The 23,765-nt window shown below is 69.4% G+C and carries 14 protein-coding genes; 9 read left to right on the top strand and 5 right to left on the bottom strand.

The genetic code is table 11. From position 1 onward, the window contains the following. Positions 1-114: 114 nt before the first annotated feature. From WME90_RS03150 to WME90_RS03140, 3 genes are all read left to right on the top strand, one after another. A complete protein-coding gene (locus tag WME90_RS03150) occupies positions 115-1,848 on the top strand; it encodes a DUF1592 domain-containing protein (protein WP_437279567.1) in 1,734 nt (577 codons plus the stop codon). Further along, positions 1,845-3,236 carry a DUF1552 domain-containing protein gene (locus WME90_RS03145; protein ID WP_437279566.1) on the top strand — a complete coding sequence of 464 codons (1,392 nt, stop codon included), beginning with the start codon at positions 1,845-1,847 and terminating at the stop codon, positions 3,234-3,236. The genes WME90_RS03150 and WME90_RS03145 overlap by 4 nt, the downstream gene beginning before the upstream one ends. A gap of 154 nt (positions 3,237-3,390) precedes the next feature. Then, on the top strand, positions 3,391-4,398 hold the full coding sequence (locus WME90_RS03140; protein WP_437279565.1) for an AraC family transcriptional regulator ligand-binding domain-containing protein: 1,008 nt from the start codon (positions 3,391-3,393) through the stop codon (positions 4,396-4,398). Positions 4,399-4,490: 92 nt separating this feature from the next. On the opposite strand, the gene WME90_RS03135 is transcribed toward WME90_RS03140, so the two are convergent. Both WME90_RS03135 and WME90_RS03130 read right to left on the bottom strand, forming a co-directional pair. Then, the gene (locus WME90_RS03135) at positions 4,491-6,164 is read right to left on the bottom strand and encodes a VWA domain-containing protein (protein ID WP_437279564.1); all 1,674 of its coding nucleotides are present in this window, start codon (positions 6,162-6,164) and stop codon (positions 4,491-4,493) included. Between the two features lie 202 nt (positions 6,165-6,366). Then, positions 6,367-11,967: a DNRLRE domain-containing protein gene (locus WME90_RS03130; protein ID WP_437279563.1), complete on the bottom strand. Its 5,601-nt coding sequence runs from the start codon at positions 11,965-11,967 to the stop codon at positions 6,367-6,369. 336 nt (positions 11,968-12,303) lie between these two features. Between WME90_RS03130 and WME90_RS03125 the strand changes: the two genes are divergently transcribed. The 4 genes from WME90_RS03125 to WME90_RS03110 all read left to right on the top strand — a co-directional run bounded on the left by WME90_RS03125 (position 12,304) and on the right by WME90_RS03110 (position 19,010). Then, positions 12,304-14,769, top strand: a complete 2,466-nt coding sequence (locus tag WME90_RS03125) for a membrane dipeptidase (RefSeq protein ID WP_437279562.1) — start codon at positions 12,304-12,306, stop codon at positions 14,767-14,769. 476 nt (positions 14,770-15,245) lie between these two features. After that, positions 15,246-16,598: a glycosyltransferase gene (locus WME90_RS03120; RefSeq protein WP_437279561.1), complete on the top strand. Its 1,353-nt coding sequence runs from the start codon at positions 15,246-15,248 to the stop codon at positions 16,596-16,598. Positions 16,599-16,671: 73 nt separating this feature from the next. After that, a complete protein-coding gene (locus WME90_RS03115) occupies positions 16,672-16,965 on the top strand; it encodes a hypothetical protein (protein WP_437279560.1) in 294 nt (97 codons plus the stop codon). Beyond that, the gene (locus WME90_RS03110) at positions 16,962-19,010 is read left to right on the top strand and encodes a hypothetical protein (protein WP_437279559.1); all 2,049 of its coding nucleotides are present in this window, start codon (positions 16,962-16,964) and stop codon (positions 19,008-19,010) included. The genes WME90_RS03115 and WME90_RS03110 overlap by 4 nt, the downstream gene beginning before the upstream one ends. A 173-nt stretch (positions 19,011-19,183) precedes the next feature. Here WME90_RS03110 and WME90_RS03105 read toward each other — a convergent pair whose 3' ends face one another. Genes WME90_RS03105 through WME90_RS03095 form a run of 3 tightly spaced genes read right to left on the bottom strand, consistent with a single transcriptional unit; the run spans position 19,184 to position 21,068 of the window. After that, positions 19,184-19,753 carry a manganese efflux pump MntP gene (locus WME90_RS03105; protein WP_437279558.1) on the bottom strand — a complete coding sequence of 190 codons (570 nt, stop codon included), beginning with the start codon at positions 19,751-19,753 and terminating at the stop codon, positions 19,184-19,186. Continuing rightward, positions 19,750-20,784 (bottom strand): CDF family Co(II)/Ni(II) efflux transporter DmeF, encoded by a 1,035-nt coding sequence (gene dmeF, locus WME90_RS03100; protein WP_437279557.1) that lies wholly within the window; start codon positions 20,782-20,784, stop codon positions 19,750-19,752. The genes WME90_RS03105 and dmeF overlap by 4 nt, the downstream gene beginning before the upstream one ends. Positions 20,785-20,795: 11 nt before the next feature. Next, positions 20,796-21,068 carry a metal/formaldehyde-sensitive transcriptional repressor gene (locus WME90_RS03095; RefSeq protein WP_437279556.1) on the bottom strand — a complete coding sequence of 91 codons (273 nt, stop codon included), beginning with the start codon at positions 21,066-21,068 and terminating at the stop codon, positions 20,796-20,798. A 244-nt stretch (positions 21,069-21,312) separates the two neighbouring features. Between WME90_RS03095 and WME90_RS03090 the strand changes: the two genes are divergently transcribed. Both WME90_RS03090 and WME90_RS03085 read left to right on the top strand, forming a co-directional pair. After that, positions 21,313-22,494 carry a hypothetical protein gene (locus WME90_RS03090; protein ID WP_437279555.1) on the top strand — a complete coding sequence of 394 codons (1,182 nt, stop codon included), beginning with the start codon at positions 21,313-21,315 and terminating at the stop codon, positions 22,492-22,494. 145 nt (positions 22,495-22,639) lie between these two features. Further along, positions 22,640-23,464 (top strand): GNAT family N-acetyltransferase, encoded by an 825-nt coding sequence (locus WME90_RS03085; RefSeq protein WP_437279554.1) that lies wholly within the window; start codon positions 22,640-22,642, stop codon positions 23,462-23,464. The last annotated feature ends 301 nt before the right edge of the window (positions 23,465-23,765 follow it).

Raw genomic sequence — 23,765 nt, 5'->3', positions numbered from 1 at the left:
CCTCTTCGTACCCAATCGAAATGCCTCCGCGTTTCGATGACGAAAAAGGTGATCGCGCCCGAGCTGGTCTCCCACCGACCCCGGAGTAGCCAGCAGCCTCGAGCGGAGCACTGAATGACTACATCATCGATTGATAAGTTCACGGTCCACGGAAGCGTGGGCCTGCTCGCCGTGGCGCTCGCGCTGTCGGCGTGCATCGGCAACCTGGGCAGCGAAGACGGCTCGCCGCCCGCGGACGGCACGAGCGGCAGCTCGAGCAGCAGCGGCAGCTCGGGCTCGGGGTCGATGGGCCCTGTCGAGACGCTGCGGTGCGACGCGGACGACATCGATCCTGGGCCTTCTCCGATGCGCCTGCTCTCGCGGGAGCAGTACCTGAACACCGTGCGCGACCTCGTCGGCGACGTGCCCGGCCTCGATGCGGCGCTCGGCCCCGCGAGCGAGGCGTCGGCGTTCGGCCTCTTGCAGCCGGACGTGACGCAGGTCGAGCTCGAGCACTTCCAGACCGCGGCGGACGTCATCGCCGCGGCGATCGTCGGCAATCCGACGGCGCTCGAGGAGATCGCGCCTTGCGAGGCCGGTGCCGAGGCGCGCGAGTGCGCACGCCAGCTCGTCGTGCGCTTCGGCGCCCGCGCCTACCGCGCGCCGATCACGGACGCGGCGGACATCGAGCGACACCTCCAGCTCTTCAGCGTGGGCGCGGAGACGAGCTACGAGCACGGGGTCGAGCTCCTGCTCCGCGGCATGCTGCAATCGCCGCGCTTCCTTTACCGCGTCGAGATCGGCACCTCGGAAAAGGTGAGCGGACGAGCGGTGAAGCTCTCTCCGTACGAGGTGGCGGCTCGCCTCTCCTACATGCTGTGGGGCACCCTGCCAGATGCCAGGCTGAACGAGGCCATCGAAGACGGCAGCCTGACCACCAAGGAGGGCGTCGCCGAGCAGCTCGAATGGATGCTCGAGGACGAGCGCGGCAAGGAGCTCGTCAATCGCTTCCTCGGCAGCTGGATGCACCTGAACGGCCTGAACAGCGCGGTGAAGGACGCGGACGCCTTCCCCGAATGGCAATCGCGGTCGTTCCGAGAGTCGCTGCGCGGGCAGGCCGACGCCTTCTTCGACCACGTGCTCAACAGCGAGGGCGGCACGCTGAGCGCGCTCCTCACCTCGACGACGGTCTTCTACGACAAGGAGCTCGGCGGGTATTACGGCGTCACCGGCGACGACGCCTTCCAGGCGCTCACGCGCACCGACGGCACCGCCTCGGGCATCCTGACGCTCCCGGCGCTGCTCGCCATCCAGGCGAAGCCCGCAGAGAGCTCGCCGATCTACCGCGGGAAGTTCGTGCGCGAGGCCCTGCTCTGCCAGCAGCTGCCGGCCCCGCCGGCCAACATCCCCAAGCCGCCCGAGGTCGACCAGAGCAGCTCGACCCGCGAGCGGCTGAGGCAGCACGAGGTGGACCCGGGCTGCGTCGGCTGCCACCAGCTGCTCGACCCGATCGGCTTCGGCTTCGAGCACTACGACGCGCTCGGCCGCTACCGCGAGCTCGACGGCGGCGAGCCGGTCGACGCGAGCGGCAAGGTCATCGCCACCCGCGACATCGACGGCGATTTCGACGGCGTGACCGAGCTCGGCGAGAGGCTCGCGGGCAGCGCCGAGGTCGAAGAGTGCGTGGCGCGCCAGTGGTTCCGCTTCGCGATCGCCCGCTTCGAGCAGGACATGGATGGTTGCTCGATGAAGCGCTTGCTCGAGACGTTCAAGGCCGCCGGCCAGGATCTGAACGCCCTCCCCCGCGCCGTCGTGGAGACGGACGCCTTCCTTTACCGTCGCGCGATCGACACGAAGGAGACGCCATGAACCGAAGAGGCCCGATCGATCTCCGCACCCAGATCAGCCGCCGCAAGCTGCTGGGTGGGCTGAGCGCCCTCGCCGTCGCGCTCACGAGCCCCGTCTGGCGGAGCGCCACGGTGTTTGGACAGGACGCAAAGCAGCCTGGCGCCAGGCGCTTCATCGGCATCTTCTCGGCGAACGGCACGGTGCCTTCGGCGTTCTTCCCGCCGGGGGACGCGCACGAGGCGCCGCTCTCGCTCGGCCCGATCCTGGCGCCGCTCGAGGAGCACAAACAGAGGATGCTTGTGCTCAAGGGCGTACACATGAACTCGACGGTCGAGGACGAGCTCGGCGTCCCGAGCGAGAACAAGCCCGGCGGCCCCCACATGAAGGGCCCCGGCGCGATGCTCACGGGCGGCTCGCTGCTCGCCGGCAGCTTCACCGGCGCGGGCGGCCCCGCCGGCTGGGCAGATCGCATCTCGGTCGATCAGTACATCGCCAGTCGCATCGGCGGGAACAGCCAGTTCCCGTCGCTCGAGTTCGGCGTGCGCATCGAGGGGCAGGAGCCGCTCCGCGTCATCTCGTATCGCGGTCCGAACCAGCCGAACACGGCGGTCGACGATCCATTCCAGATGTACTCGCGCATCTTCGCCAACGCCGACCTGTCCGAAACGGAGCTGAAGCGGCTGATCGCCGAGCGCCAGAGCGTGCTCGACTTCCTCAAGGACGATATCGGCCGCCTGAAGACGCGCGTCAGCTCCGAGGACAAGGCGCGGCTCGAGGCGCACCTCGGCGGCATCCGCAACATCGAGCAGCGGCTGCAGAGCAGCGCGGTCTCGTGCACGCCGCTCACGATGCCGGAGAAGTTCGACACACGCGCGATGGAGAACTATCCGAAGGTTGGCCGGCTGCAGACCGATCTGATGCTGCTCGCGCACATCTGCGGCATGACCCGCGTGTCCACGTTCATGTGGGCCAACGCCGATAGCTGGCAATATTATCCCTGGATTGGCGTGAACGAGGAGCACCACGAGCTCTCCCACGCCGGCGACGACGACGCGGTCGCGAACGAGAAGCTCGTGAAGATCAACGTCTGGCACAGCGAGCAGGTGAAATACGTGCTGGATCAGCTGGCGCTCGCGAAGGAGGTCGACGGCAGCTCGGTGCTGGACAACACGCTGCTGCTCTGGGGAAACGAGCTCGGCGTCGGCAACACGCACACGTACAGGGACATCCCCTGGGTGCTCGCGGGCGGCGCGGGCGGCTACCTCAAGATGGGCCGCTATCTGAAGTACGCCGACCTGCCGCACAACGACCTGCTCGTGTCGGTGTGCAACGCCATGGGCTTCGACGACGTGACCACGTTCGGCATTCCCGGCGTGTGCACCGGGCCGTTGCCGGGGCTCGTGGCCTGAGCCCCCCTTTTTTCGCCTCGCACGCCCGCGCGCCCCGCGCACGCCGCGAGCGGGGCCGGGCGCGCAGGAATCCAACGCCAGGATCCGGGCTGCCTCGGGTTGCCCCGGGCGGCTTCGGCCCCTACGCTCGGGAACATTTAGCTTGTGAGGAACCTTGGTCCCGGCGCCAGCTCAGTCCGCGTTCTCTGACTTCGTCCTGCTCCTTCTCTCCGCAGCGCCCAAGCTCGGGCTCCCGATCGACGCCGTCCTGCGCGACGCCGCGCTCCCGCCGGGGGCGCTCCGCCAGCGCGGGTTGCCGATCTCCCTGAGCGCAGCGCGGCAGATCTGGTCCTCCGCCGAGAAGATGAGCGGGAACCCTCTGCTCGGGCTGCACGCCGCGGAGCAGCTCGAGGTCGGCTCGCTCGATCTCCTGGACTACCTGACACGGAGCAGCAGCAGCTTTGGCGCAGCGCTGGACCGCGTCATCCGCTTCGCACCGCTGGTCGCCAATGCGGGCGTCCTGAGCCTCCAGGTGACCGGTCGCCGCGCGCACTTCCGCCACGTCTCGCCGGACGGCGTGCCCGCCGTCGCGGATTTCATCGTCAGCTTGATGGTGCTCCGGACCCGGGCGTTCTCGGGCGAGCACATCCGCCCTCTGGCGGTGCGCTTCCGGCACCGCCGCGAGCGCGTCGCAGGCGAGTACGAGCGCGTCTTCGACGCGCGGGTCGAGTTCGACGCCCCCTACGACGAGCTGGTCTTCGATCGGGATCTCCTGGAGCTGCCCTTCCACTCTGCCGAGCCGCGCCTCTGTGAGATCCTCGAGGATTGCGCGGCGGCGCGGCTCCAGGCGCTCGGCAAGGCCGCCAGCGGGGCGCTCGCGCCCGCGGCCGCCGCCGCCGCTCCGTCGAGCTTCGTCGTCGACGTCCGGCAGGCCCTCCAGCTCTGCATCGCCCAGGGCAACCCGAACGTCGATCGCGTCGCCGAGCACCTCGGCGTGAGCTCGCGGACGCTCCAGCGGCAGCTGCGAGAGCAGGGCACGTCGCACCGCGCCCTCTTGACGGAGGCGCGAACCGAGCTGGCGAACAGCTACCTGGCCTCGTCCAACCCAACGCGACGCGCGCTCGCCGCCGGGCTCGGCTATACGAGCACGCGCTCGGTGTCCCGCGCACTGCGCCGCCGGTGAGCCGGAGCTCACCGGCGGTCCCGACAGGGACGCCAGGCGCGCGCGGTCCATGACGGGTCAGCGGCTCACCGCGCCGAGACCGTCGCGCAGCGTCACGGATACCATTGAATCCGAAGCTGCCTGCTGGTCGTCGTGCTCACCTGATAGATCACGTCGTTCGCGGTGCCCGGGAACGGGATCGCCGTCGTCGCGGACCAGCTGTTCGCCGGGGCGTTCTGGGGCGCCCCGCCGTTCGCCGACACGCTGACGCCATTCAGCGGGACGCCGTCCGTCGGGCTCATCTGCAGCGTCAGGGTCGCCGGCGTCCAGCCGGTCGGGAGGCTCGCCCGATCGATCTGGAAGCAAGAGGTGCCGTTGACCGACGCGACGATCGCCGTGCTCATCGCCCCGAGGCTCTGGCAGGGGGGCGCGGGGTTCTTGTAAAACCCGAACGTGTGCTGCCGCGTGAACATCGGGACGGTGGCGCTTCCGGCGTAGTCCGCGAACACCGTGACCTCGTGGCTCCCCGTCTCGGCGAACTGGCCGATCTTGAGCGAGTAGACGCCGTCGTTGGCCGTCGTGTCGCCGTGCGCGGGGGCGCCGTCGTCATGGAACGACAGGGGCGTGACCGCGCCGCTCGGGCCGGTCATCTCCGCGCTGACCGTGGCGCCCAGGACCGGGCTGCCCAGGTGGCTCACCTCGGCCTCCACGATGAGCGGCGCCGTCCCGACGTTCAGCGTGCTCGGCGTGACCCGGAGCGAGATCGTGTCGGCCAGGGTCGACACCGCGGAGTAGAGGTAGATGGGCTGGTCCGAGGTGTTCGTTGCGCAGAACTGCCAGGACCCCTCCTCGTACGACTGCGTCAGGTTCAGGGAGAAACGCTTGAAGTTCTCGGCCGAGAAGAAGGTCAGGTCGGAGCCAGACGCGGCGAAGTTCGTCTCGGTGATCTCGAAAGTCTGGTCCCAAGGGGGCAGCAAGTGGACTTTCGGCGCGGCCGCTCCGACGAAGATCATGGTGAAATCGACGATCTGCGCCGCCGAGACGAACGCGTCCGCGCACGACGTCGACTGCGGCAGGATCTCCGTCAGCACCTGATCGATCATGCCGCCGTCGCGACAGTCGTTCGCCATGCGGTTGAACGCGCCGATCAGCTCGAGCTGGTCGATCGCGGTGTCGCTGTCGGCGCGCAGGTAGAGCCCGGGTGAGACCCCGTAGTTCGCCGCGATGTCGCTCATCATCGCCTCGTCCGCCCCCGATCCGAGCGCGATCGAGTGGACCTCATCCACGCGGCTGTAATAGTCCGCATAGACGTCGCTCGGGGCAGGCGGCGTGTTGTGCTGCCCGTCCGACAGCAGGATGACGCACTCGCGCGCGCCCTTGGTCGGGCTCTCGGCGATCAGCATGTCGAGCGCCTCCTCTAGGCCCGCCCCGATCGAGGTCGACCCGTCCGCGACGAGCGCGTCGACCGCCGTATCCAGGCCGGACGCCGGCAGCGCCGTCAAGGGGTACGTGATCGACGAGGTGTCGGAGTAGCTCGCCACGCCGAGCATCTCCGTGAACGACTGGGACGCGGGCACGTTGCTCGATACGAGCGTGTTCCAGTAGATCTTGGCCGCCTTCTTCGCGAGCGCGAGGCGATCGCCGTACATGCTGCCGGACCGGTCGATGATCACCACATGGTTGGTGTCCAGCGGGGCGACCTGGGCAACCGCGGCGGACACCCCCGTCACGCTCGCGACGAGACCGCCGGCGACGCACGCGAACATTCTGAATGACCTTCTCATCATCTCCAATCCTTCTTGAGTGTCGATCAAAACCAAAGGCCTACAGCGGTTTCTGCCCACCTTTGCACCATGCAGAGCGGCGGTCTCCCGCACAGGAGACGGGCCCAGATCGGCGTTTTCGGCGCGCAGGCGCACTCCGGTGCGCTGAGCACCGAAAATGCCGAGGTGGGCCCGTATCCGAAGCGGGTGACCGTCGCTCCGGCGTTCAGGGCCTCCGGAACACCACCTCGAGCTTGGGGCGCCGCACGTCGACCGCGTAGTCGCTCGACGTGAACGAGACCTCCCGGTGCTTCGCCACCTCGTCCTGGAGCCGCATCAGGAAGCCGTGGTTGCTCGAGGGCGCGCTCAGCATGTCCCGCACGAGCTCCGTCACGTCCACGCCCGCGTAATCCTGACCGTCCGACGTGCTCTGCGGCAGGAGCACCTCGTGGAGCGACGTGGTCGTGGGCTGGTTGGCCCAGGTCACGGTGTTCTCCTGCCACGCCGAGGTGACGCGCTGGAGCAGGAAGGCGTTGGAGCCGCCGAGCGTCGCGTGCCCCGGGCCGAGGCCGTTCGAGGTACCCTGGCCGTAGAGGCGCGCGGCGGGATCGGCGTAGAGGCTGAGGCGCGCCCGCTCGATCGTGGAGCCCGCCGGGATGGGCGACAGATCGAAGCGGAGCAGGCCCCGGTTCGCGTACTTGGTGCCGCCAGAGGTCCACAGCCCCGCGGTCAGGTTCGGGGAATTCCCATTGTTGGTCCCGACACCCGCGCTCAGGCTGGTGATCGTCGCATCGACGCCAGCGCTGCCGGGCTGGAGCGTCAGCCGCTCCGGCTCGTTCTCGCAGTGGCCGCCGACGACGAACACGCCGCTCACCGCGTCGCACTGCGCCTCGTAGGTCGGCGTGTGACAGGCGCCGTCGGGCTCGGTGCACGAGCCGATGGGCTCGGCCCCGCAGGCGTCGATCTGCGCGCAGGTGTAGCCGCTCAGGAAGTAGCCGCCGGCCTCGCGGCAGCTCGCCCTGGAGCTGATGCCGCCCGTGCCGAGGTCGGTGCAGCCCTGGGACTGGCAGCACGCGCCCTTCGTCTCCAGGCGGCAGCTCGACGAGCAGCCGTCGCCGTTCTGCGCATTGCCGTCGTCGCACTGCTCGGACGTTTGCTGCACGCCGTCGCCGCAGCAGCGCTCGACGGTCACGCCCGCGTTCTTCACGACGGAGCACTGGATGATGTCGTCCTCGGGGCCCTGGCACGTCCCGCTCACGCAGGTCTGCCCCGGTCCCGTCGTGCAATCCGCGTCGTCGAGGCACGAGCAAGGCACGGTGTCCTCGGAGTGTTCGTCGAAGCAGGCCTCCACCTCGGCGAGCCACGCCTCGGCCAGAGCGCTGGGGTGCACCAGGTTGGACGCCTCGAGCCCGTTGCTCGTGTCGTACAGCAGCGCGGTCAGATCGAACGTGGGCGTCGGGGTGTTGACGACGGCGCCGCTGAAGGCGCCCACCCGCAGCTGGTTGGCGACGGCGGAGCCCTCCGCGTCGAGGCAGCCCCAGTGCTTGAGCAGGTTGATGTGCGCGTCCTGGCACGGGAAGCTGAGGTTGCCGCGCAAGCCGCTCACGAGTCCGACGTACGTGCAGGTGCCGGTCACGAACTTCTCGGCGAGCGCGTCCTTGTCCTGCAGCCACTCCATCATGGGCCGACCTTCGATGCAGAGGTTCTCCATCGTGGACACCTGCTCTCCCAGGTCGAAGCCGAAGTTGAGGACCTCCTGCACGCCGCCCGTGACGTCCTCCGTGGTGGGGGGCAGCGGGTCCTCCGCGTAGAGCGGCAGCTCGTCCTTGCACCACGCCAGGAAGTCGGCGGTCTCCGACGTGACGGTCGCGTAGCGCTTCACCTGTTCCGGCTGGTAGTTCGTCACCTGGCCGAGCGACGTGCTGTCCCACTGGTACGTCGCCTCGAGCCCGGGCTGGAACTTGGCCTTCTCGACAGAGCCGATATCCCAGGACCGGCGCCAGTCCCAGAGCGTGAACTTCTTCGGCTTCTTGAACAGCTTGACCTCGAGGCCGACGTGAATGCCCGCGTTGAGCGCGGCGATCAGCTCGATCTCGCTCATGCCGTAGGTGGCGATCGCGTGGGCGGGCGCCTCCGGGTTCTTGAGCCCCCAGATCACCTGCTCGGCGAACTGGGCGCCACCCTGCGGCGCGCACGCTCCGTCAGGCGTGCAGACCTGACCGTAGCCGCAGACGGTGTCCGCGGTGGCAACGTCGTAGTTGCAGCGGCGGGCGCACGCGCCCTCGACGCACGTGCGGCCTGGCTCGCTCGCGCAGGTCGGGTTCGGGTCCGCGGTGCACAGGCAGTCGACCGGCGTTCCGCCGACGGTGCACAGCTTCTTCACCGCGTCGCACGTCTCGCCGCTCGCGCAGTCGGCGTTCGACGCGCAACCGCACGCGGACTGGAAGCCCGAGTGGAGCGGGTGGCACCCGGGGCCCCTCCACTCGACGACATCGCTCTTTGTCTCGGTCACGCAGCGGTACGCGCCGAAGTTGCCAGGGCACTCGGCCTCCGTGACGTCGTAGGTGACGGCTCCCGGGATCGTCGAGTCGCAGTTGCTCCCGATCTTGCGGACCGTCGACGGCAGCGTGTCGCTCACGTAGATGTCGCCGGAGGGCAGCACGGCGAGGCCGCCGGGCAGCTCGAGGACGGCGGTCGTGGCCAGGCCGTCTTGCCACACGGTGCCAGGCCCGCCGGCGACCGTGGCCGTGGCGCCGAGCGCCGGGTCGAAGCGCCGGATGCGACCGGGCCTGTTGCCCTCGCCGATGAACACGCTCCCAGAGCCGTCGATCGCGAGCGCCTGCGGGGAGCTGAGCCGAGCGGCCGTCCCGACGCCGTCCGCGGAGCCCGCGGTGCCGTTGCCTGCCACGGTGGTGACCATCGAGGTCGCGATCTCGAACCGGCGCAGCGAGTGATTGAACGCGTCGGCGATGTACAGGTTGCCGTGCCCGTCGGCGACGATGCCGGACGGCTCCGCGAACCGCGCGGTCGTCCCCACGCCGTCGGCGTTCCCGGACGCGGAGGCCAGGCCGGCGACCGCGATGTTCGCGCCCGTCGCGAGGTCGATCCAGACCAGCGTGCGGTCTCCGCTGTTCGTGACGTACAGGCTGCCTCCGACCACGGCCACGTCACGCGGCGTGCCGACAACGGTGCGGTCGGCGATCGTGGTGACCTGGCCGCTGCTCAGCGTGAGCTTGCGGATCGTGCGGCTGCCGCGATCCGCGATGTAGAGGGCGCCGTTGTGGAGCGTGATGCCCGAGATGGTGTTGAACCGCGCGGCGGTGCCCACGCCGTCGGTGGTGCCCGAGGTCGTCGACCCGGCGATCGTCGTCACCGCGCCGCTCGTCAGGTCGATGCGGCGCACGGCGGTCCGGTCCGCGACGTAGAGCATGCGCGTCGACGCGTCGTAGGCAAGGTCGCCGGTCTGGAGGAAGCGGGCCTGAGCGTAGCTGGCGTTCACGAGGCCGCGCGACCCCGCCAGGCCGAAGGGCGATGACGCCACGGGGAGGCAGCAGACGCCGTGCTTCTGGCAGCCCGAGATGTCGCGGAGATCGTCGCTGCGCACGTCGGTCGCGCAGGTGCCGTCGCTGTCGCACTCGTCACAGGTCTTGTTCGCGTTCCACTTGGCGGTGAAGCCTTGCTGGAAGGCGGTCTTGAGCTGCTTCGCCTTCTTCTCCTTCATGAAGGTGGAGAACAGCTCGTACGAGAGCTTGCCGGGATTGCACAGCTCCTGGGTGATCCCCGTCCAGTCGTCGATGCAGGCGCGGCCGCCGGTGATGAAGGAGAGGCAGCAGGAGTTGTTCGTGTCGAGCGGGGAGCAGCCGAGGTTCATCCCGGACTCCTCGACGAAACGGTTCGAGCAGTACGTCTGATCTTTGTAGTTGAAGACGGGCTTGCACTCGAGCGACTCGTCAGGGTTGCTGTTCACGAGCGCCTGCTCGAGCGAGGTGTTGAGGTCGACCACGCCGCCGGAGCCGCTCGGCTTGAGATCCACGGAGAAGCCGATGCTCGCCTCCACGCCGACCTTCAGCCGCTTGCCGAGCGGCACGCCGAGGAAGAGCTTCGCGCCGATCTCCGGGCGCACCGAGATCTGCGTCCCCGCCTCGCCCGTCACGTCCGGCGCCTGGAACGGGTGCATGTTGCGATCGAAATCGACGTTCTCGATCTTGTGGTTCGTGTGCTTGTTGAGCGCCTCCTGCAGGCGCTTGCGCATGAAATAGGCCTCGTCGTACCACTTGACCCCGGCGCCGAGCTTGAAGTACGGGATGAGGAACGCGCCGGGGACCGGGGGGAGCGGGATCTTCGTCAGCTCCTTCTCGATCGGCTTCAGCTGCATATCCAGGTTGAGCGCCGCGGCCATGACGGCGGCGGAGCGCCCCTCCCAGTCCTCGACCGGCTCCGCCGCGTCCCTGGGCCAGGTGGCCGGGCTCGGAGCGCCGGCCGGCGTGTAGTCCGCCGTGTAAGAGAACGGCATGTAGGTCCCGATGAGGAACTCCTGCGGAGACACCCGGCCGTCGTGGTCGGTGTCGAGCGATTCGACCTGTTTCCCGTTCGCGAGGTAGAAGACCCCGTTCTTCTTGGCGGCGGAGAGGCTCAAGCCCCCGCCGCCCGAGTGGCCGAAGGCCGGGATGCCGAGGGGGGCCTCGCGGTTGAACCACTTGTACCCGTCGAGCTGCATGTTGAACTCCATCCCCGGGAGGATGCTCAGCGTCTTGCCGAACGCCGTCACGGCGAAGCCGCCGGTGCGCATCTGGGCACGCCGCTCCTCGCTCAGGTTACGCGACTCGTAGCGGCCGCCGATGCCCCACCTGCCGTCGCCGCTCTCGGCCATCGTGGCGTACGCGCCATGGCCGGCCCAGGGGATGCACATGTGCAGATCGGGCCGCTGCTCGGAGTAGCTGCCGAGGTGGTAGCCCTCGGTGTAGAGGTCGATATAACACTGGATCTTCCCGAGCACCTCCGTCGCGTTCTCGAGCCCACCGCCGACCTGCTCCAGGAAATCGGCGAAGCGCCCGTCGGAGATCTCGCCGGCCATCTTGTCGAGCCACTTGACCACCTTGAAGGCCCATTTCTCCTTGCCCGCCTGGGTCTGCTGGACGTCGTTGGAGAGCCAGACGAGCACGCCCATGCTGCAGGTGTTCGTCGGCGTCGTGGCCGGATCGCAGAAGTCGGAGCACTCCTCGTAGGTCGTCTGGCTCTTCTGGATGACGTCCGTGCACCCGGGGATCACTTGCTGGGTGCAGATGCACCTGCCTTTGCCGGCGTCCTCGATGGTCTCCGTGTCGGCCGAGTTGATGGCCTCGGCCGTCTTGTTGACGATCGACGAGAGGAGCTGCATCGACTGCAGGACATGGAAGTTCGTCGTGATGTTCTGGAGATCGGCGCCCTTCGGGTTCGGGCTCTTCGGCATCTTGCCGAGCAGGTTCGGGTCGCACGCCTTGGGCTTGAACTCGACGCCTGAGCCTCCGCCGGCCCCGCTCGAGCTGCTGGCGCTGCTGGCGCTGCTCGACGCGCTGCTGGCGCTGCTGGAGCTGGCGCTGCTCGACGCGCTCCCGGCGCCCGAGCCGGTCTCGAACTCCTCGAAGACGGCGGCCGGCCGGTCGGGCTGCTGGGACCACCTCGGCCAGCTCGGGGCGCCGCTCTGGCAGCCCACGTCGTCCGCGGAGCAGAGCGCTTGCTGCACGCTTCCGATCGGCTCGCTCGGCTCGTCGGCGCCGCCCGCGCAGGCCGATGTGACGATGCCCAGGCAAAGGAGGAGCGGGAGGCTTCCCGCACGCCTCGAATGCACGAGGGCGTCTCGTGGTTGGATGAGCTGACGTATCAGCAAGGACCTAAGAACTGTCATTGAATCAACCCCAACGGCCTGGTCGGCCGAGATGAGCGGACGTGACGCGGTCGGCCGCCGTGCCCGCTCGCGGAGCGGCTCGCGGTCTCCCATCGTTGCGTGGTTTAGCTGCCTCCGGGCCGGCGGCGAAGGCGACAAATCGCGCCAGGCGCTGACAAAACCCGCCACGCGGCGCGCGGGCCGGTTCACCACTTGAAAACGCGGTGGGAACTACCCCAGCTAACCGGGCGCCCTCAGCGCATGGAACACCCACGACCGAACCCCCGGACCGCGACGCCCATGACCTGCCCCGACGATCGCCTGACCCGTCCTCTATCGGCTCGACCCGGCCCGGCGCCCCGAGATCGCCGCCGGCGCTGGCCGCGCCCCTTCGCGACCGCGGCAGTGGCCGCTTTCGCGCTCATGACGGCCGCCTGCGATCCGGGAGCGCCCTCGCCTCCCGGCGGACAGGCCGCGACGGACGATCTCGCGCTCTCTGCCTCGCTCGGCCTCTCCGCCGGCGCGGAGGCGGCAGGCGACACCGCCGCGGCGCTCCCGGTCCCGGCCCCGGCGGCGCTCGGCGGAGCCCCGGTGAGCGGGTTCGCGGATCTGCACTTCCACATGATGTCGGAGGAGGCGTTCGGGGGTGGATGGCTCCACGGCAGGCACGACGGCGCCGGCGCCCTGGACGATTGCGACGGCGGCAGTCCAGGGAGCGATCACGGCCGCGTTCGACAGGATCTCAGCGCGCTCCTGGACCGGTGCCCTCAGTCGACGATGCTCGATTTCGCCAGCAGCGGCGCGCTGTCGGCGCTGCTCGGCCTGGGAGGCGGCGCCCTCGGCTCGGAGGTGATCGGCGAGACCGAGGGGACGAGCGGCGACACCGGGCTCCACCTCGGGCGAAAGCGCTTCTCCGACGGGTGGCCGCGCTGGGACACCATCGCTCACCAGCAGGGTCATGTGAGCTGGCTGCGCGCGGCCCACGATCGCGGGCTGAGCCTCATCGTCATGTCGGCGGTGAGCTACGACTGGCTCTGCTCGATCTTGCCGGAGCAGAACCGGCAGCGAGGGTGCGACGAGATGGTGGATGTCGATCTCCAGATCCAGATGACCCACGCGCTGGCCGCGCGAAACGCCGGCTGGATGGAGATCGCGCTCTCGCCCTCGCACGCCCGGCAGATCATCGGCGCGGGCAAGCTGGCGGTGGTGCTGTCCATCGAGGCCAGCCACCTGTTCGGCCGAGACGTCGACGCGTCGAAGATGCGCGCGCAGCTCGCCAAGTACCACGCTCTGGGGGTCCGGACGCTCCAGCCGGTGCACCAGGTCGACAACGCCTTTGGCGGGGCGGCGCTGCACAACCCGATCTTCCAGTTCGCGCAGTACACCGAGAGCTGCTTCATCGACACCGACTGCGGCGCCACCCTCGCGGGGGTCACGCTGGGCATGGATGTCGACGCGAGCTGCCGCAACATGCGCGGGCTGACGCCCCTCGGCGAAGCGCTCGTCGGCGAGATGATGGATCGGGGGATGCTGCTCGACGTCGCGCACCTCTCGGAGCGCGGCGTGGATCGGGTGTTCCAGCTGGCGCGGGCGCGCGACTATTATCCGCTCTACATCTCCCACGGTCACTTCCGGGAGATCATGGCCCCTGCGGTGGCGGAGAAGGAGAAGTCCACGCCGGCCCGGATCATCCGGATGCTCCGGCAGACCGGCGGCATCTTCGGCCTGCGCACCGCGCACGACGAGACGCGGCAGTACAGCCGCAGCGCGGTCGAGAACAGCTGCCAGGGCTCGTCGCGCTCCTTCGCGCAGGCGTACGAGTACGGGCGGCTCGGCCTGAAGGTCCCCATGGCCTTCGGGGCCGATCTCAACGGCTTCATCCAGCAGACCCGGCCGCGCTTCGGCGAGGACGGCGCCTGCTCGGCGGCGTTCCGGGCAGAGGCCGATTGCCAGGCATGGGAGCAGCGCGAGCAGGGGCCCGGCCCCCTGGGGACGGAGTTCGACGAGAAGGGCCTGGCCCACGAGGGGATGCTGCCCGATCTCCTGGCCGACCTGGATCGCCTGGGCGTGGACACGGCCGGCCTGAGATCCTCGACCGAGTCCTTCCTCCGCATGTGGGAGCGCGCCCAGGGGCCGCGGGCCGGGATGGCCGATCCCGCGACAGATCTCGACGAGAGCGGCGTCGCGCCCTTCGCGCCGGCCGAGGAGCGGGAGTCTGTCTATCCCACGAAGTGCGGCGCGGCCTACTGCCCCGGATTTCAGGCGCTGGGCGGGAGCTGCCGGTTCGATGAGGAGTGCGAGAGCGGCCAGTGCACGGCCGTCGCCTGCAACGCGATCCCGGGGCGCTGCGTCTGCAACGACGACGCCGATTGCGGCAGCGGCCTCCGCTGCGCGCTCAAGACGCCTGGCGTCGGCGGCGACAACGCGTGCGAGCCGAAGAAGGCCGAGCATCAATTGTGTACGCGCGACAGCGAGTGCGCCTCCGGCCGCTGCGGTGGGCTGGTCGCCGGCGCGGGCTTCTGTTACACGCCCGGCTCGAAGACCATCGGCCAGGGGTGCCGCGTGAACGAGGAGTGCCCCAGCAACCGCTGCGGCGATCTCACCCAGACGTGCCTCTGCCGCTCCGACGCGCACTGCGCGGCGAGCCAGTTCTGCGGGTGGGGGACCAACGAGGGCGAGTGCGTCGGCAAGCGCGGCCGGGGAGCGGCGTGCACGAAGGACAACCAGTGCGCGTCCGACAACTGCAGGTTCCTCTTCTGCCGCTGACCCGTCGCGCGACATGCCACCTTCAATGCCTCTCCGTCCCGTAGGCGCTGGCGCCGCGGGATGAACCGCACGTGGCCGCGGAAGAGACCCGACAGCCTCGCCGAGGCTGGAAGTCGCGAACGGATCCCGTCCAGCCGGAGCGAGCGCACGGCACACGGGCCAGCCTGGACAACAGTCCTCGCGCCCCGCCGTCATCGGGCATTATCGTTTTGCGTTGCCGCATTCCGAGTTCGGCTTATATTCCACATCAATCAAACTTTCTACCGTCCACCGTGCATCGCCCTTGGCGTGCTGCGGCGCTTACGCTTCTCAAGCCTAGGACGTTCGTCCATCATCGCCTCGCTGCGTCGGCCAGGAACGGAGCGGCGCTCCGCCGAGCGGAAGAGCCACATCACGTCCTGAGGAGCCGGACAGCGCAGGCACGCTGGACGAGCGGCACGCGTCGACGCTTTTCCATTCGTTCGAAGGGGGGAGACATGGAGATTCGTGACATTTACGGCGCGGGAGACCGCGACCGGCGCCGGGCGGAGCTTCCATGGAAGCTCGCGATTGCGCACGTGGTGAGCAGCCTGAAGGCCGGCGACGCCGAGCAGATGGTCGTCGATCTGGCGGCGCGCCAGCGCGCTGCCGGCCACGACGTGAGCGTGATCGCCATCGCAGATGATCCGGACGGCCCGCGGGCAGGGCAGCTGCGGCGGCGCGGCGTCGAGGTGCAGCTCCTGCCGAAGCGCCCCGGCTTCGACGTCAGCATGACCGCCCGGCTCGCCGCGCTCTTCAGGGCGAGAGGGCTCTCGCTGGTCCATGTGCACAACCAGCTGCCGCTCATCTATGCCGCGCCCGCGGGCTGGCTGCACCGCGTCCCGGTCGTCCACACGAAGTACGGCGTCTCGGACGACCTGCAAGGCCGGCGATGGCTGCGCAGCGCCGCCGCCGCGTGCGTCGACGCCCATGTCACGGTATCGCGGCCGACCGCCGAGACCCTTGTCAGCCAGGGCCAGGTCGACGCCGGGAAGCTTCACGTCGTCTCCAGCGGCATCGACCTGTCGCGGTTCGCGCCCGATCCGGTGGCCAGGGCCCGCGTCAGGGCCGAGCTCGGCATCTCGCAGCAGGCCTGGGTCCTCGGGAGCGTGGGGCGCCTCTCTGCCGTGAAGAACCACGCATTGCTCCTGCGCGCGGCCGCGCAGGCGCTGCCGAAGGACGGGCGGCTGCTCCTCGTCGGAGATGGCCCGGAGCGCCCGCGGCTCATCGCGCTTGCGCGCGAGCTCGGCCTGTCGGAGCGCGCGCTGTTCGTCGGCCAGCGGTACGGCGCGCCCCACATCCTCGCCGCGCTCGACGCGTTCGCCCTCTCCTCCATCGCCGAGAGCCTGCCGCTCGCCGTCCTCGAGGCGATGGCCGCCGGGCTCCCCATCGTCGCGACCGCCGTGGGCAGCCTCCCCACGGCGCTCACCGACGGGTACACGGGCTTCCTTGTGCCTCCCGGGGACGCCGCGGCGCTCGCGGCCAGGCTGACGGAGCTCCACGACAATCCTGCGCTCGCCGCGCGGATGGGGCGGTACGGCCGGAAGGTGGCGCTCCAGCGCTACTCCGCTGCCCGCATGTTCGAGGGGTATATGGACCTCTACACGCAGCTGCTCCTACGGCAGCTGAACCTCGGCGTGCCTGCCATCCGGCCGAGCGACTTGCTCGCGCAAGTACGGAGCTTGCCCTTGTTGCAGCGCGCGCTCGGCGTCAGCGCGGCCGTCGAGGCGCCGGGGCGCGGCAGGGGCGCGCCGCGCAGCGATGCCGCGGACAGCGCGGGGGGGCGCGCGCCGATAGCGCTGTCGATCTGAACGGGCGCTGCGACGCGACGAGAGCGGGGAGAGAAAGAAAATTTCTTTCGGTCCGCTGGACTATTCTCGGGGCATGGAGCGTACCGCTCTGGTCCCGAACAATCACGTCGTCCCCGGCATGAAGCCCGGCGTCTTCGTGATGGATGTCGGTGGCGGGGCGGAGCCTCCAGCGATCGTGGCGGCGATGGAGCGGGTGACGACCATGCCGGCGGGGACGGAGGCGATGCTGACGGCGATGGGTATCCAGCGCGCCTCCGTCCAGAGACACTCTCCAAGCAAGCCGGCGACAGCCACCCTCTGGAACGGAGAATCGACCTACAACCCCGCAACTCGGATGGGCTTCCTGAACGCGGGAGGACGTCGATGACCGGCTCCTCTTCGCCGCCGGTCGCGCTGTCCTTCCTTCGCGGCCCCGAAGGGGGTTATGCACGCTCGCATCCCGGCCTCGCCGCTTTCTGGCGATCGATTGCCGAAGACGTCCTCTCGCGTCCTGCTTCCGAGGACGGTCGTGCACTGCTCATGCAGCTCGATCGCTGGTTTGCAGAGGGGCCTGCCTGTGCACTCGTCTCAGGCCGAGATCCCGGCGCTCGCACGGCCGTCCTCGCGCGATGGGCCCTGTCGGTGGCCGAGCGACGGGCGGCCGAGGTGATCTTCGTGCCCATCAGCGCTCGGTTCGGGACAGCGGTCGAACGCGACATGCTGAAGCTGTTCTTGGGCCTGTTCAAGGGATCGGCAACGGCCATGTTCAGCCGCCCGCGGAGCCCGGGCGAGCTGATGGCGGCCATCCGGCTGGCCTTGATGGGCGTCGGATGGGTCTCTTCGGTGCCTGACGAGGACAACCCTCAGCTGCTCGTGATCCTCGACGGCGTCGAGCGCGCTGCCGATGGGTGGCCAGATCCACAAGCTGCTTTCATGAGCCAGCCCGGCGACGGCGCGCACATCATCGTGTCCGTTGACGCTGAGGAACACGCTCCGAGCGGCGTGTTGTGGCGAGATAAGCTCGCATGGGCAGCCGAGGAGATGGCCCTGATAGCGTGCCCGGCCAATCGTCCAAGGCTCGACGAGACGGCCGGGGCACGGCACGCTCTCGGGTCGCTGGGTGAGGAGGGGCTGCGCGCCTCGCGTGTCTTCGACGCGCTCGCCGCCGTCCTTGCCCCCGTATCGCGAGAAGATCTCCTCGGGGCCGCGAGCGTTGACCTGGCCGAACTCGAAGCGTTCGAGCGCGCGCCAGATCCGGCGCGTGGACTCGTCGTCACGGGCGACGAGGGGACCTACCGCTTCCGCGATGATGCGGCACGCGCCTGCTGGACGACGTCCGAGCGCCGCGCGGTCATCGAGGACGCCATCGTCGCTCGCGGCTTATCGGCGTTGCGCGGGTGCAAGGCGGCCTCCGAGCCGCGCCGCGCGTGGGCGCCTTACCTGGTGGAGCACCTCGGCGCTCACATGACGCGGCGATCCGCTGGAGTGATCGATCGTATGGAGCTCGTCTCGCCGGCGTGGCTCGAAATGTGGCTTGATAGGCCGGGCGGCCTCGTGGGGTTCTTGACCGACGTCCGTCGGGCTCGCCGCGCCGCACAGGACGCGCTGCTTGACGCCTGTCATTCCGGGACGGAGAGCGACCAAGGGGCCAGAGCCGAAAGGGCCGCTCATCTGGGCGATTTCATCCGGTGTGCGCTCGTGGACGAGACGCTCTGCGCGAAAGAGGGCAGCCGCGATGAAGAGCGCGATCCCACCGAGCCCTACACCGACCCGACCGTGGACCTCACACGGCCGACCGGCGCCGCGCGCGAGCGCGCTGAGGCGCTGATGACGTTCGCATCCCTGTTAACAGGCTCGGAGCAGCAGCTGGTTCAGGGATGGGCAACGGCTGCATGCGCAGGTCTCGGCGAGATCCTTCCCCATCCGATCCCTCACGTGACGACGGACCGGAACGCCGCGGACCCCGAGCGCACCCGTCGGATCCGCGCAGGCGCGACGTACGACGAGGTCGACGCGTACCTGTCGAGGGACATGGAGATTCGACCCACGGATCTCTCGCCCGATGAAGCTTGGCGCCTGGCGGAGAGCCGAGAAGGGGAATCGCGGATGGTCTCCTTCGCGGGCATCTTGCCCGATCTCCCCGAAGAGATGCGCGAGAAGGCCGTGCGAGAGGTCATGTCCGCATACTGGGCCCACGGCGACCGGCTGGCGCTGCGCGTCCTCTCGGCGTGCGCGCCCTGGATGGCCCTCCCCGATGCAGCCAGGGTCATCTGCAACGAGCTCGGCAACGACTGGACCGGCGACCTCCCCGGGATGCTCGTGGGCTTCGGCAGCATCACCGAGCTCGCGCCGCTCCTGCGGCGGCTGGGCGGCACGGCGGCGCTCGTGGGCGCTGCCCGCGCCATCGCCGACGTGGGCCGGTGGCTCCCGTAGTCCCGCCCTAAGCGCGGCCGCAGGTTGAGAACCGAGGAGCCGGCGTCCACGTATGTCGGCCCGTTGGCCCAGCACCCGTTCTACGTTGCCGTAACCTCACCCCCGTCAGGTACCTGGCGAACCAGTTCACTCCGGGGTTGCAAAGCCTTCGGGCGCGGTCGGCGGGGATACGCCTACGACGCCATGAGGTGTTCGATGAGAATCTTGACCCCGAGGCCGATGAGAACGACCCCACCAGCGAGGTCGAGACGCTTGCCGAGCATCGCCCCAAACCGCCGTCCCGCGAACAGCCCCGCTGCGCTGAGCAGCGCCGTGACAACGCCGATCGTCGCTACGGAGAGCGCGAACGGGGCGTTCAACATCGGCAGCGTGATGCCCACGGCGAGGGCGTCGATGCTCGTGGCGATCGCCAGCACGAACATCGAGCTCAACGCGAAGTGATCGGCCGTGGCCTCCCCGTCGCCGCTGTCGTCGCCGCGGGCTTCCCAGAGCATCTTTCCGCCGATGAACCCGAGCAGCACGAACGCGATCCAGTGGTCCCACGCTTGCACGCGGGGACCGATCCGCGCTCCGAGCAGCCAGCCGATGACGGGCATCAGGGCCTGAGCGCCGCCGAAGAACCCCGCGACGAGCAGGACGTGGCGCGCTCGAATCGCTGGAACGGACAGCCCTCGCGCCGCCGAGACAGCGGTCGCGTCCATCGCGAGCCCGAGCGCGAGGAGCAAGATCGCGCCGAAGCTCACGAGGCCCCCCGCGCGTCGCCGACAGAGAGCGGGTGAACCTCGACAGTGACGTGCTGGAGGCTCGCGATCGGGACGAGCGCGTCACGGTAGGTAGAGGGTGCCTGGGGGCTCGGTGCCGCGACCGAAACGATGCAGGCGCGCGCGCCGGGACCGATGTCCCACAGGTGGAGATCGACGACGCTCGCTCCTGCGAAGGTGGACTCGATTCGATCGCGGATGCGCTGGGCAAGGGCCCCGGAAGGGACGACGTCGAGCAGCTGCTTGGCCGCCTGTCGACAGAGCCCGTAGCTCCACTTCGCGATGACGAGCCCGCCGACGATGCCCATCGCGGCGTCGAGGAACGTCCAGCCGAAGTAGCGTCCACCGAGGAGAGCGAGGATCGCGAGCACGCTGGTCAGCGCGTCCGCGAGGACGTGGAAGTAAGCCGCACGCAAGTTGTGGTCGTGCCCATGGTGGTCGTGCCTGTGGTGGTCGTGCCCATGGGCATGCTCGTCGTCGTGATCGCCATGGTCGTGGTCGTGGTGACCGTGGTCGGGATGGTCGTCGTGCGCCTCGTGATGGTGCTCGTCGGCGTGGAGGAGCTTCACGCTGACGAGGTTGACCGCCAGACCAACGACGGCGACGGGGAGCGCCTCGGAGAAGGCGATCGACTCGGGAGTCAGCAAACGGCGCAGCGACGCGACGACCATGAGGAGCGCGATGAGCGCGAGCACGACCGCGCTCGTGTACCCGGCGAGGGCGTGCACCTTGCCCGTCCCGAAGGAGAACGCGCTCGACCCGGACTTCTCTCGCGCGAACCAGTACGCGAAGGCCGCCATGCCGAGCGCGCCCGCATGCGTGGCCATGTGCCAGCCGTCGGCCGCGAGCGCGAGCGAGTTCGTCGCATAGCCGACCACGAGCTCCGCCACCATCATGGCGAAGGTCAGCGCGACGACCCACCGGGTCTTGGCTTCGTGCGAAGAGGCGGCGGCGCCGTGGTCGTGGGAGTGTCGAAACTGGGCGAGCAGATCGGATCCAGCGGAGTCGCTCATCGTTGCTCCCTTCACTTCACATAGGTGCGGACGATCTGAACCAGCTCCTCCGCGGCCTCCCGCTGAGGTGCCGTTGCACGCTCCCCGTCGATGACGTGCGTGCGGATGTGCCCCTCGATGAGCTCGCCCACGAGGCCGTTCAGCGCGCCACGCGCCGAGGTCACCGTCTGCAGGACCTCCGAGCACCCCGCTTCGCCCTCGAGGGCTCGCTCCACCGCCTCGAGCTGCCCGCGGATCCGCCGGACGCGAGCGATGAGCTTCTTTCTGTTCTCGATCGTGTGCACACGGATAGTATAGGGGGGTATATTATCTGAGACAAGCGCCGCGCGCCGGCGCCCCGCGAGCGCATCGCACACATCACCACACTTCGCCAGCGTCCTTGCGCGGCAACGCCGCACGCTTCCGTCCATTTCATACGAGCGTCCGGGCTCGAGCGGGCGGAAGATGGACGCTTCGAGCAGCGAGCTCCGCTCGAAGCGCCGCGGTGACCGCCGTGGTGTTCACCCCGTTCAATGGAGGGAAGCGCCTATGCTGGGATGGTTGGGATTTCTCGCGGGCAGCGCCTTCGGCGCGTACGACATCGCCTCGGTCGAGGTCACGCGACCGCATCCATCGCTCGAGAGGGTCGTCTACGAGGTGGACGCCGGGGACAGCCCCCTCGATCGATTCTCGATCATCCACGTGAGCAAGCGCGGGGCCGGCCGCGGCTGCGGCGAGCCCGTGATCCTCTTCAGCCCCTTCACGTTTCCGGGCGAATTCTACGAGATCAGCGAGTCCGGGAGGTACGCGAAGTCCGCCGCGGGTGAGCTCGCCATGGCCGGTCACGACGTCTGGCTCGTCGACCAGCGGAGGACCGAGCTCCCGCCCGGCGCGTGCGAGTCCGGCGCCGCCGATTGCAGCGTGATGGCCGACTGGGGCTTCGACACCCTCTCGAACGACGGGCTCTTCGCGCTCTCCCTCGTGCGCTCGCAGCACCCCGGCGCGCGGCCCGTCATCGGAGGATTCTCGGCGGGCTCCAACACGGCCATGGCGCTCGTCAATCGGGCGCCCCGCGCCTTCTCGGGTGTGTTTCTCTACGAGGGCACCTTCTACACCGAGGATCCGGAGATCGCCGCGCACAACGACGCGATCTGCAGCAACCTCGAGGGGGCGCTCGCCGCGGGCTCGACCTACGATCCCAGCATCGCCGTCCTCGGGCTCGCCTTGCGCGGCGCCGCCGCCGATCCTCAGGGCGCGTTTCCTCTGCCCATCTTCCCCCCGGGCACGACCAACCAGCTCGCCATGCTGCTCGCCTTCGGCTCCCCGCCTCCCCCGGGCGCGCTCGCCCCGACGCCATCGTTCGTCCGCGTCATCGCCGATTTCGAGACTCAGAGCCTCGTCTATAGCGACGAGTCCCGGCTCGAGCTCGTAGGTCCCCTCTTCGACAACTACGGCGCCATCGCCGGAATCCGCGATCTCGCGTGCGGGCTCTCGGGGCGCGACACAAGCCACTATGCGAACCTCTCCGCCTTCCGCGGCGACGTTCTCATCTACGTCGAGGGAACCGGCTTCGGCCCCGCCATGTTCGACACCGCCGGCCTCTTCGATCGTGCCGCGTCCGTCACCATCGATCACAACCCCGAGCTCGGCGAAGCGGACGTGTACTTCAACGTCCACTGGAAACGGACCTTCCTCGACCCGTTCACGCGCTGGCTTCGCCAGAAGATCTAGCGCTGCCCTCAACGGGCTGCCATCCCAGCGTCGCGGCGAAGAGCCGAGGGCGCCCGTGGCAGGAGGAGCACGACATCAACCATCGTCGCAAAGAGTCTCGTGGCCCCTCGCTCCCAGGCGCAGCCGATGACACACTCGCGATCCAATGAGCGCCCTCCTCACCGCCATCGAGCGGTTCTACGATGCCGTTCCCCGCCGATACGCTGACGCCGAAGACCACGGGCCGCTGACGCTCTTCGTCCGCCGCAGCGAAGGCTGGCCGTACTACGCTCGCCCCACCCTCGGCCATGCCGGCGCGGTGGAGGCGAAGGACGTGGCGGCGATGCGCGCGCGGCAGCGGCAGCTCTCCCTCCCGGAAGCGTTCGAGTGGGTGCTCGAGACCACCCCCGGGCTCGACGCGGCGGCCGAGGCGGCCGGCCTGTGCGTACGGCGCTGTCCGCTGCTCGTGCTCTCCGGCGAGCCCCGCGCGGGGGCTTTGCCAGCGGACATCGCGCTCGCGCTCGTCTCCGCCGAGGACCCGGATCTCGCCGCCTCGCAGGCGGTCCCGCACGTCGCCTTCGGCGCGCTCGGAACCGCGACAGGCGCCGCGGGGCCGGCCGAGCGGGACGCCGCCGCCGCCGCGCTCCCGGCCGGACAGACGGCCGCGTGGCGCGCCGCGCTGATCGAGGGGGCCATGGTCAGCGCGGTCGCCCGGGGTCGCGAGGGCGCGCTTGCCGGCCCGCTCTGCGTCGGCAGCTACCAGCACGCGCACGAGATCGCCGAGATCGTCGGCGTGGGGACGCTGCCGGCGGCCCGCCGCCGAGGCCTCGCCGCCGCGGTCACCGCCGTCCTGGCGCGGCACGCGCTGGACGCCGGGAATCGCACCGTGTTCGTGTCGGCGCACAGCGACGAGGTCGCGCGCGTCTACGAGCAAGTCGGATTCCGTCGCATGGCCACGGCGTGCATCGCCGAGCCTATCGAGCAAGGCTAGCGCCGCACCGCGGCCCTGTTGCCCCATCCTCGAACAGCCAGCTCCACCGCGGAGAGCGCGCCGCGCGCGCCCCCACCCTGGCGCGCGCCCCCTGGCTCTCAGGTGTGCGGCCGACGTGTTCGCAGAACACGTGTTGTCCGGTGCGCGGCTCAATCACCTCCCCCGCCTCCGCGGCGAAACCCCTGAGTCCATGGAGCACCGGCTGCGCCCGCCGGATGGGCAGGCGTAGGGCAGGTCGCCCGAGCTGGCCTGCGAGAACGACGCATTCCGATCAGGGGCCTCAGATTTCCAAAAATAATCG

Origin of the sequence: Sorangium sp. So ce375, from assembly GCF_051473855.1 — a bacterium.
GTDB lineage: Bacteria > Myxococcota_A > Polyangia > Polyangiales > Polyangiaceae > Sorangium.
This window is presented reverse-complemented; position numbering and strand designations above follow the sequence as displayed.

Excerpts from the sequence above, each read along its gene's own strand:
- WME90_RS03150 (WP_437279567.1), top strand. The coding sequence starts at position 115 with ATGACTACATCATCGATTGATAAGTTCACGGTCCACGGAAGCGTGGGC.
- WME90_RS03145 (WP_437279566.1), top strand. The coding sequence starts at position 1,845 with ATGAACCGAAGAGGCCCGATCGATCTCCGCACCCAGATCAGCCGCCGC.
- WME90_RS03135 (WP_437279564.1), bottom strand. The coding sequence starts at position 6,164 with ATGATGAGAAGGTCATTCAGAATGTTCGCGTGCGTCGCCGGCGGTCTC.
- WME90_RS03125 (WP_437279562.1), top strand. The coding sequence starts at position 12,304 with ATGACCTGCCCCGACGATCGCCTGACCCGTCCTCTATCGGCTCGACCC.
- WME90_RS03120 (WP_437279561.1), top strand. The coding sequence starts at position 15,246 with ATGGAGATTCGTGACATTTACGGCGCGGGAGACCGCGACCGGCGCCGG.
- WME90_RS03115 (WP_437279560.1), top strand. The coding sequence starts at position 16,672 with ATGGAGCGTACCGCTCTGGTCCCGAACAATCACGTCGTCCCCGGCATG.
- WME90_RS03110 (WP_437279559.1), top strand. The coding sequence starts at position 16,962 with ATGACCGGCTCCTCTTCGCCGCCGGTCGCGCTGTCCTTCCTTCGCGGC.
- dmeF (WP_437279557.1), bottom strand. The coding sequence starts at position 20,784 with ATGAGCGACTCCGCTGGATCCGATCTGCTCGCCCAGTTTCGACACTCC.
- WME90_RS03090 (WP_437279555.1), top strand. The coding sequence starts at position 21,313 with ATGCTGGGATGGTTGGGATTTCTCGCGGGCAGCGCCTTCGGCGCGTAC.
- WME90_RS03085 (WP_437279554.1), top strand. The coding sequence starts at position 22,640 with ATGAGCGCCCTCCTCACCGCCATCGAGCGGTTCTACGATGCCGTTCCC.